Below are 10,195 nucleotides of genomic sequence, written 5' to 3' on the forward strand. Positions count from 1 at the left end.
ATGACCTATGCCATGCCAATCAGTTCATCCGAGATGAAGCGCTGCGTTGTCAGTATTCGTCGTTCTGGAGAACAGGAGCCGCCTCCGGGCAAGAGCCAGCCGACTGTCTGGTTCCAATCGATGGCCACGATGGCGGCAGTGCTGTCTGAAGACAACCAGTCCTTGCTGCGTCTCATCCGTGATAAACGCCCCAAGTCGCTCACTGAACTTGCCGAACTCACCGGCCGGCAAGTGCCGAATCTGTCGCGCACGCTTCGGATGATGGAGGGTTATGGCCTGATTAAGTCGAAGAAAAATGTCTGTGAGATCGAACCGATTGCTTTGGCAACCAAATTTTTGATTATGTTAGGTGAAAGCAAATGAGCAAGAGCCACGAACTGTCCAACTTCATATGGAGCATCGCCGACTTGCTCCGGGGCCCTTATCGTCCTCCCCAATACGAGCGTGTCATGCTGCCCTTGGTCGTGCTGCGGCGCTTTGACTGCGTGCTCGAAAGCACCAAGGATGCTGTACTGGCTAAGTACGCCCAGTATCAAGGCAAGCTGGCCGGTGAAGCGTTAGACAGTGTGCTCAACAAAATTTCCGGGCAACGCTTTCACAATCACTCACCGCTCAGTTTCGAAAAATTGAAGGGCGACCCAGATAACGCCCATCTGCATCTGGTTTCGTACATCAATGGCTTTTCAGAAAACGTCCGCAAGATTTTTGAGCGCTTCGATTTCGGTAACGAAATTGAACGCATGCGTGAGCACAACATCTTGTTTCTCGTCATCAAGAAGTTTTGCGAGGTCGATCTTCACCCCAGCGCTGTCGATAACATCGAGATGGGCTTGCTCTTCGAAGACCTGATCCGGCGCTTTAACGAACAGGCAAACGAGACGGCCGGTGATCACTTTACGCCTCGTGAGGTGATTCGCCTTATGGTGAACCTGCTGTTCATGCACGACGACGACTTGCTTACCAAGCCTGGCACTGTGCGAAAGATGTTGGACCCGACCTGCGGCACGGGCGGGATGCTGTCCGAGGCACGTAAGTACCTTCGGCAACACAACTTGGGTGCCAAGTTGTACGTCTATGGGCAGGACTTCAATCCGCGTTCTTACGCAGTAGCCGCATCCGACTTGCTGCTACGCACAGGCCCAGAAGAAAAGGAAACCTCGACAATCAAGTTCGGCGACACCTTGATCGACGACCAGTTTCCGGACGAGCGCTTCGACTATTTCCTTGCCAACCCTCCCTTTGGGGTGGATTGGAAGCGGCAACAGAAAGAGGTGGTACGCGAGCATGAAAAACATGGTTTCGCGGGCCGTTTTGGCGCCGGAACACCGCGCGTGAATGATGGCGCACTTCTGTTTTTGCAACATATGGTCAGCAAGTTTGAGCCGGTTGATGCTGCCAAAAATCTTGACGGTTCGCGTTTGGCCATTGTCTTTAATGGCTCACCTCTGTTCACAGGTGGCGCAGGCTCCGGTGAAAGCGAAATCCGCAAGTGGATCATCGAAAACGACTGGCTCGAAGCCATCGTCGCCATGCCCGAGCAGATGTTCTACAACACCGGCATTGGCACCTATATCTGGGTCGTCACCAACCGTAAGGAGGCGCGCCGCCGGGGCAAGATCCAGTTGATCGATGGGCGTGACCGTTGGCAATCGCTGCGTCGTAGTTTGGGTGACAAGCGTCGGGAGTTTTCCGATGCCCATATAACGGAGATCGTCCGTGAGTATGGCGACATGCACGATAGCGCCACCAGCAAGGTTTTCGACAACGCGGACTTCGGCTACAACCGCCTGACCATTGAGCGCCCCTTGCGTTTGGCATTCCAGATTACGCTCGAACGCAAAGAGCGCTTCCTTGATGCTTGCCCGGATCTGCTGGACGACCTTCAGGCGATTGATGCAAGCATTGGCCGTGACCCGAGCCTGGACTGGAACGCTACCTGGAAGCAGGTTCAAGCCATCTTGAAAAATCGAGACAGCAAATGGCGCGCGCCGCAGGTCAAAGCCTTCCGCGAGTCCTTCACGAAAATCGACCCCAAGGCAAAAGCCGTGATTGCCAAGAAATCCGGCGGCAAGATTGAATATGAAGCCAACTCCAAGCTGCGTGATTTCGAGAATGTGCCGCTCAAGGAAGACGTACAGGTCTATTTCGAACGTGAGGTTCTCCCCCACATGTCGGATGCATGGATTGACCACGAAAAAACCAAAGTGGGCTACGAGATCAATTTCAACCGGCACTTCTATCGCTTCACCACCCCTCGTGTGCTGAGTGAGATTGATGCCGACTTGAAACGTGCCGAAGAGGAAATCGTCCGGCTTTTACGCGAGGTGACCCAGGAGAAAAGCGTGTGATTGCTGTTGAACTGCTAGAAAGCTTGAACCTCCTTGATGAGAACGAACACATCGAGGTCAAACGCGACACAAAGGGGGCGGGCATCGATAACGACACTTACCGGGAACTGAACAAGGTCGATGCCTTGGCCGCCAGCGGAGCCTTGTGCCGACTGCGCGATGCCCGGCAGGGGGGCGACGAAGCGGGCTTACCGACCAAGTCCTCAGTCTTATCTGCCAACCTCGAAGCCCTATCTTACAACTTCGAGGTCTTGCCAACTAACCCCTCCCCGAATGAAGAAATCGCGCGCCGGGCTTTGTTGGCCACGTTGCTGGGCGACCTAGCCTTGCTACTGCACAGCGATTCCCACCATGTGCGCAATTCCTACCCGCGCCCCCTGATGTGGGGTGGGCGATTGGTGATAATCAATCCGGATGAGCCTAACGATCCGCAGCAGGCGTATCGGACGGAGGAGGGTGGCAATGGCAACTGAGTACCCTCCATATCAGCCAATTCAGGCATCGAGTTGGAAAGTCGCTGAAGCCAAATTTCTCTTTGACATCGTGCTAGGGAAGATGCTTCAACCCGAGCCCAGAAATCCAGCGGATCAGCTCGTGCCGTATCTGCGCGCTGCCAATGTACAGTGGTCTGGAATTAGTTTGAGCGATGTTGCGACCATGTACGCAAGCGAAGGCGAAATACAGTCCTGCTCTATCGTTCAAGGTGATCTCCTCGTATGCGAGGGTGGGGAAGTTGGGAGAGCAGCCATTTACTCTGGCGGTCTTCCGGATGAGGCAATCATCCAAAACGCCCTACATCGTGTGCGTAGCAAGAACGGAAACAGCACTCGATATCTCTGCTATGTGCTTCGGCATATTGCTTGGAGTGGCTGGTTCGACGTGCTGTGCAATAAGGCGACTATTGCTCATTTCACAGTCGACAAATTCGGTGAGCTGCAAATTGCGTATCCAGAACCGCAAGTGCAAGAATTAATCGCTGACTTCTTGGATTCAGAAACCACTCGGCTCGACACACTGATTTCTGAAAAGCAACGGCTGCTCAATCTTCTCGCCGATAAACGCCGTGCCATCATCGCCGACTTTCTGACTAAGGGCCTCAACAAAGATGCACCACGCCGCGACTCCGACGTTCCCTGGCTCGGCGAGATTCCAGCCCATTGGCAGGTTGAACGTGCCAAGTGGCTATTCACCGAGCGCGATGATCGTTCCGATTCCGGTGACGAGGAGTTACTGACGGTTTCGCACCTGACCGGCGTCACCAGTCGCGCCGAGAAGGACGTGAACATGTTTATGGCCGAGAGCCTAGAGGGCTATAAGCGCTGCCAGGCAGGCGATCTGGTCATCAATACCCTGTGGGCCTGGATGGGCGCAATGGGCGTGGCCCGCCAGCCCGGCATTGTCAGCCCGGCCTACAACGTCTATCAGCCTGTGGCTGAACTCGATCCAGAATACGTGGATCTATTGGTGCGCACTCCGCGCTTTGTCGAAGAGATCACGCGCTATTCCAAAGGCGTGTGGTCATCACGCCTGCGACTGTATCCGGAGGGACTCTATGAGGCGTGGTTGCCAGTCCCTCCCTTGGATGAACAGCGGGCGATTGTTAAACACGTTCAGATCGAAACACAAAAGCTTGATGCCCTTGCAAGCGCTACCGAGCGCACAATTACCTTGCTGCAAGAACGCCGCTCGGCGCTGATTTCAGCGGCAGTAACCGGGCAACTGGATGCTGGGGAGATGGCTGCATGATACTGCGCGAACTGGAAGTATCGAACTACAGGCCGTTCCGCAGCGAACGCTTTGCTTTCTCGGAGCGTGTAACTGTCATTGCCGGTGTCAACGGACGCGGTAAAAGCGCAATTCTCGATGCCCTTTCTCTGCTGCTCTCTCGATTGCTGCCGCAGGTCACCCCCGCAAGGGGCGGCTACAAATATCTCAAGCCGCAGGATGTTCATCAAGGCGAGCACGCACTGAAGATCTCGCTTTCTGCATCGTTCGAAGACATTCCCGTCGAATTTGCGATTGATTACGACCCGGCAGAGGGTCAGCGGCCGGGCAAGTTGTTGCCGCAAATCAAGCGTGAGATTCGTCGAATTTATGGCGACCCACAACGGGCCGGTGACGCAGCCCCGATTGCCGTCTACTACACCACTGATCGCGCTGCCTATCGTTTGCCGAAGCGCTTGCTCACCGGCTTGCCTCAAAGCCAATCGGCCGCTTACCACGGCGCGCTGTTTAACCGCCAGATCGACTTCCGCGATTTCATGAGCCGTTATCGTGGATGGGCTGACAGCATTGTCCGAGGTGAAGACCGCGATCAAAAAAATCAGCGAACGCTGGAAACGATAGACCGGGCTGTAAGGGAATTCTTGCCTGGCTTCAGCGATATTCGCGTCGAGCAGGAGCCGCTGCGCTTACTCGTTTCCAAGCAAGGTCAAACTCTCGATCTGACCCAAATGTCCGATGGTGAAAGGGCGCTGCTGGCGATGATGATCGATCTCTGCAGGCGTCTCGTGCTGGCAAACCCCGAGCTTGACGATCCATTGCAGGGCACGGGCGTAGTGCTGGTCGATGAAGTTGAGTTGCACCTGCACCCGCAGTGGCAACGCGAAATCGTGGAAAAATTACGGCGAACGTTCCCTCGTATGCAGTTCATTCTGACGACGCATTCGCCATTTGTTGTCCAGACCTTGCGCCCTGGCGAGTTGCGCCTGCTTGGCGAAAATCTCGACGATGAAGCACTTCAAGATCCTGGCGAGTATGCCAATAGGGGACTTGAAGAAGTGGCGACCAAGGTTATGGGGATCGAAGATCCGAATATTGTCCCCCGCTACACCCAGATGCTCGACGCCGCCCGCGAGTATTACCAATTATTGGAAACCGCTCAACCCGGTGATGAGCAGCAATTGGGCGAGCTCAAGGCACGCCTTGAAGAACTGGTGGCCCCCTTTCCAGATGAACCTGCATACCGGGCGTTTCTAGAGGTCCAACGTGTCGCCGCATTCCGGGAAGGCAATCGAAACGGAGAAGGAACGCCGTGAGGCCCGTAAACCACATCAAGACTGGAGCTGTGCTGACCGACCACAAGCAGGCGAAGCCAAATTTGATCGCAGCGATGGGCGAGTTCTGCGCATATTGTGAGCGCTCAATTGAGGCAATGCACCTCGATGTGGAACACGTCAAGCCACAAAAGGCGCACGGCAGACTCGCACTTACTTGGGGCAATTTCTTGCTCGCCTGTAAGTCCTGCAATACATACAAGAGACACTATCAGGACGCAAATCGGCAAACTGGAATATTGCGGAATCAGGCTTGGCCGCATTTGGACAATACCTTCTCCGCCTACTCCTACGATCAACATGGACGGATTTCCGTGTCAGCAGGACTCGGTTCTATTGTGCATCAGCAAATGGCCCAGCGCACCCTTGAGATGGCAGGTCTGGATCAGACACCCGCTGTGGCTGCCAGCTATCAGTCACTGGGGCTCGCCTACGACATCACAAGCCGACGCAAAAACGCCTGGGTCAAAGCGCAGATTGCACTGGCTGCTTACCAGCAGAATCCAACAGATATTCAGCGTCAGTCGATACTGGGGCAAGCCGAAGAAACGGGATTCTTCAGTATCTGGATGAGTGTCTTTGCTGCTCACGCCGACGTGAAGTGTGAGCTCATCGCAATCTTCAAGGCTGCTCCCGCTTGTTTCGACAATATGGGAAATCAACTCAATCCGCGTCAGGCAGGAAGAATATGAAGATTCATTCAGAGGAAGCGTTCGAGTCAACCATCGAAACCTACTTGCTGGGCGCTGGCTACGAATTAATCGGACCGGACAAATACGATGGTGATCGCGCGCTGTTCTCTGAGGTGCTACTGACATTTATTCGCACAGCACAACCCAAAGAATGGGCTAAGCTCGAAGCCCTACACGGCACCAACACCGAAGCCACAGTCCTGAAAGACCTGACCCACTGGCTCGACACTCACGGCACATTGGCGGTGCTGCGCAATGGCTTCAAGTGTTATGGACGCACACTACGGGTGGCTTACTTCAAGCCGGCCCATGGCATGAACCCCGAGCTGGCAGCTCAGTACGCATCCAACCGCCTCGGCGTTACCCGACAGTTGCGCTACAGCCAGCGCAATACCAATGAGTTGGACTTGGTGCTGTCGATCAATGGCATTCCGGTAGTCACTGCCGAGCTGAAAAACCCGATGACGGGGCAGGCCGTGACGAACGCAATTGCCCAGTACCAGCAGGATCGTGATCACCGTGAGCCGCTGTTTGAATTCAAGCGCCGAGCGCTGGTGCACTTTGCTGTGGATACCGAGCAGGTTTTCATGACAACCCGGCTAGCCGGTAGCGCCACGCATTTCCTGCCCTTCAACAAGGGGCGGGATGGCGGCGCGGGCAATCCGCCCGATCCGGCGGGCCGTGCCTATCGCACGGCTTATCTCTGGGAGGAAGTGTGGCAGCGCGACAGTCTGCTGGATATCTTTGCCCGCTTTATGCACTTGCAAGTGGATGAAAAGCGCACCGACGATGGGCGAAAGATCAAGAAGGAAACCATGGTCTTTCCGCGTTACCACCAGCTGCGGGCCGTACGCGAATTGGAAGATGCAGCAAGGTTGGAAGGCCCCGGCCACAATTATCTGGTGGAGCATTCAGCTGGTAGCGGCAAAAGCAACACTATCGGCTGGCTGGCGCACCGTCTGGCTTCGTTGCACGATGAGGCCGACCACAAGGTTTTCGATTCGGTGATTGTGATTACCGACCGCCGTGTGTTGGACCGCCAGTTGCAGGACACGATCTACCAATTTGAGCACCGGCAAGGCGTGGTTCAGAAGATCAACGAGGATTCACGGCAACTTGCCGAGGCGCTGATCAACAGCGTGCCGATCATCATCTCGACCTTGCAGAAATTTCCCTTTGTCACCAGGCAGCTGGCCAAGATGGCCGAGGAGCGCGGCGAGAACTCCGATGGAGTACTCCCTACCCGACGTTGCGCCGTGATTATCGACGAGGCGCACAGCTCCCAATCCGGTGAAACGGCAACGGACCTCAAGGAAGTGTTGGGCGGCGACGTCTTGCGGGAAGAAGCGGCACGCTACGCAGTCGAAGAAGGCGTCGACAATCTGGATGAGCTTTACCGCAGCATGGCCAAGCGCGGGCGCCAGGCCAACCTCAGCTTCTTTGCCTTTACGGCTACACCGAAGCACAAGACCTTGGCCGTATTCGGGCGGGCTGAGGCGGGCAAAGCAGGTCAACCTTTCCACCGATACACCATGAGGCAAGCCATCGAAGAGGGCTTCATCATGGATGTGCTGAAGAACTACACGACCTACGCTACGTACTACAAGCTGGTCAAGGCGAGCGAGGATGACCCCAACGTCGAGCGCAAACAGGCGGCCAAGGCACTGGCCCGTTTCATGCGCCTGCACCCTTACAACATCGCCCAGAAAACCGAGGTGATGATCGAGCATTTCAATGCCGTCACCCGCCACAAGGTTGGCGGTAAAGCCAAGGCAATGGTCGTAACCGGTTCCCGATTGGAGGCCGTGCGCTACAAGTTGGCCTTCGATTCCTATATCCGCGAAAAGGGTTATAGCTGGATCAAGACTTTGGTGGCGTTTTCCGGCGAAGTGGCGGACGACGAAGTGCCGGGCAGGACCTGGACCGAGGTTGGGATGAACGGCGGAATCAAGGAAGGCGAGCTTCCCGAAAAATTCGACTCGCCGGAATACCAGGTCTTGCTGGTTGCGGAGAAATACCAGACGGGCTTTGACCAGCCTCTGCTGCACACGATGTATGTCGACAAGCGCCTTGCGGGCATTCAGGCGGTGCAGACACTTTCGCGCCTGAATCGCATGCACCCCCTCAAGGAGGACACTTTCGTTCTGGATTTTGTGAACGACCGTGAGGAGATCAAGGCAGCCTTCAAGGAATACTACGAGGGCAGCGAAATGGGTGAGGAAGCTGACCCGAACAGGATGTACGCCATCAAGGCAGAGCTCGATGCCTCGGGTATCTATCTGGGTGAGGAGGTGCAGCGCTTCATCGGCATCTATTTCAAGCCCAAACAACGACAGAGCCAGGCTGATCACCAGGCAATGAATGCCGCGCTCGATCCGGCCGTGGATCGCTTCAAGGCGCTGCAGGAGGAAGACGAGGAGCAGGCCGAGTTATGGCGTGGCAAGCTCAATGCCTTCCGCAATCTGTACGCGTTTCTGTCGCAAGTCGTTCCCTACCAGGATTCAGATTTGGAGCGTCTGTATACCTTCTTCCGATTCCTTTCACCCAAGTTCCCCAAGCGCACCACCGGCCAACGCTATAGCTTTGATGACGAAGTGCGGCTGGAGTATTACCGCTTGCAAAAAATCAGTGAGGGATCGATCAGTCTGCGAGACGGAAAAGCAGAGCCGCTGGACGGTCCTCGCGAAGTTGGTTCAGGTGCACGTCACGACGATGACGTCCCACTTTCGAGCCTGATCGAAGTCATCAACGAAAGGTTTGGCACAGACTTCACCGATGCCGACCAACTGTTCTTTGACCAGATCATAGAGGCGGCAATCGAGGATGGCTCGCTGCGCGAAGCCGCTGCCGTCAACCCAGAGGAGAAATTTGCTCTTCTGTTCTCAGGTCTTCTGGAGACGCTGTTTATCGAGCGCATGGAGCAGAACGAGGACATCTTTGCGCGTTTTATGAACGAGAAGGACTTTCAATCCCTAGTGTCGGAGTGGATTTCACGCAAGGTTTATTCTCGTTTTCGTAGTCCACACCCGAAGGGGAAAGGCGAGTAAGAGGCTGGCGACACTCGCCCGCAGCAACCCGCACCAGTGCTCATAAGCTAGGGAGGCCAGTCGGCTCCGGCTGGCTGGCTGGCTGGAACAGCTTAAGCCAGTCCTGTCCTAGTCCCTGACTGGAGCAATTCATCATCAGTACCGAGCGCTCCGACATGACAAAAATTAACCACGCTCGCCTTGCTAATAAAGCAAGGCATGAATGACTGACCCGGATGGCCTGCCTGTTATGACAACACCACAGATCCAACTCAAAACCGTCCATGAGCTACGCACCCTCCATTCGGATGGGCATCCACAGCGCTTCTTCATACCGGCCTACCAGCGGGGATACCGCTGGTCCCCGCTCCAGGTGACCCAGCTGCTAGACGATATCCGTGAGTTCACTCAGCGTCCCAATCCTCAGCCCCAGGAGTTTTACTGCCTGCAGCCGCTGGTGATCAAGGCGCGGCCACAGGGGGACTGGGAGGTAGTGGATGGCCAACAGCGTCTGACCAGTCTTTTATTGATAATGCGCCACTTCAACGAGCGCTTGGCCGAACGCTTCCGTCAGCCACTCTACCTGCTAGTCTATGAAACTCGCCCTAAGCTGGCGGACTTTCTGGCCGATCCTTCTCCAGTGGAGGCGGAGGCCAATGCCGACAACTTTCACCTCCATCAGGCTATGCAGATCATCGAGGGCTGGTTTGCACAGCACGATAGCGAGGTGGAAACGATCAAGGCTGCGCTGCTCAACCAGGTTAAGCTCATCTGGTTCGAACTAGCTGAGGGGGACCACCCAGTAGAGGCCTTTACCCGGTTGAATGTGGGCAAGATACCTCTGACGTCTGATGAGCTCATCCGCGCGCTATTTTTACGTCGTAACACAAGAGCCGGAGCTGATCCTACAAGTGGTCAGCTGCGCATCGCCTACGAGTGGGATCAACTAGAAAAGTCCCTCCAAAATGATGCCTTCTGGTACTTCATCAGCAACAAGTCGGCTCCCACACAGAACCGGATCGGGCTGCTGTTCGAGCTAGTTGCACAAGAAGATGGCTTGCCGCAGACATGGG

General features: G+C 55.4%; 8 protein-coding genes. All 8 read left to right on the forward strand.

Going from position 1 to position 10,195, the window contains the following annotated elements; all coding sequences use genetic code 11:
- Window positions 1–363: a MarR family transcriptional regulator gene (locus HWX34_RS03100; RefSeq protein WP_218645035.1), complete on the forward strand. Its 363-nt coding sequence runs from the start codon at window positions 1–3 to the stop codon at window positions 361–363.
- Window positions 360–2,348 (forward strand): class I SAM-dependent DNA methyltransferase, encoded by a 1,989-nt coding sequence (locus tag HWX34_RS03105; protein ID WP_178970941.1) that lies wholly within the window; start codon window positions 360–362, stop codon window positions 2,346–2,348. Before HWX34_RS03100 ends, HWX34_RS03105 begins: the two co-directional genes overlap by 4 nt.
- Complete coding sequence (locus HWX34_RS03110; protein WP_218645036.1) at window positions 2,345–2,821, forward strand: hypothetical protein; 477 nt, start codon at window positions 2,345–2,347, stop codon at window positions 2,819–2,821. The genes HWX34_RS03105 and HWX34_RS03110 overlap by 4 nt, the downstream gene beginning before the upstream one ends.
- A complete protein-coding gene (locus HWX34_RS03115) occupies window positions 2,811–4,094 on the forward strand; it encodes a restriction endonuclease subunit S (RefSeq protein ID WP_178970942.1) in 1,284 nt (427 codons plus the stop codon). Before HWX34_RS03110 ends, HWX34_RS03115 begins: the two co-directional genes overlap by 11 nt.
- On the forward strand, window positions 4,091–5,386 hold the full coding sequence (locus HWX34_RS03120; protein ID WP_178970943.1) for an AAA family ATPase: 1,296 nt from the start codon (window positions 4,091–4,093) through the stop codon (window positions 5,384–5,386). Before HWX34_RS03115 ends, HWX34_RS03120 begins: the two co-directional genes overlap by 4 nt.
- Window positions 5,387–5,415: 29 nt before the next feature.
- The gene (locus HWX34_RS03125; protein ID WP_178970944.1) at window positions 5,416–6,096 is read left to right on the forward strand and encodes a retron system putative HNH endonuclease; all 681 of its coding nucleotides are present in this window, start codon (window positions 5,416–5,418) and stop codon (window positions 6,094–6,096) included.
- Window positions 6,093–9,143: a type I restriction endonuclease subunit R gene (locus HWX34_RS03130; protein ID WP_178970945.1), complete on the forward strand. Its 3,051-nt coding sequence runs from the start codon at window positions 6,093–6,095 to the stop codon at window positions 9,141–9,143. Before HWX34_RS03125 ends, HWX34_RS03130 begins: the two co-directional genes overlap by 4 nt.
- 202 nt (window positions 9,144–9,345) lie before the next feature.
- Window positions 9,346–10,195, forward strand: an 850-nt coding sequence (locus HWX34_RS03135) for a DUF262 domain-containing protein (RefSeq protein ID WP_218645037.1), incomplete at its 3' end; no start/stop codon positions are given.

The organism is Aquitalea sp. LB_tupeE (assembly GCF_013391415.1).
In the GTDB taxonomy this organism is placed as follows: Bacteria; Pseudomonadota; Gammaproteobacteria; order Burkholderiales; family Chromobacteriaceae; genus Aquitalea.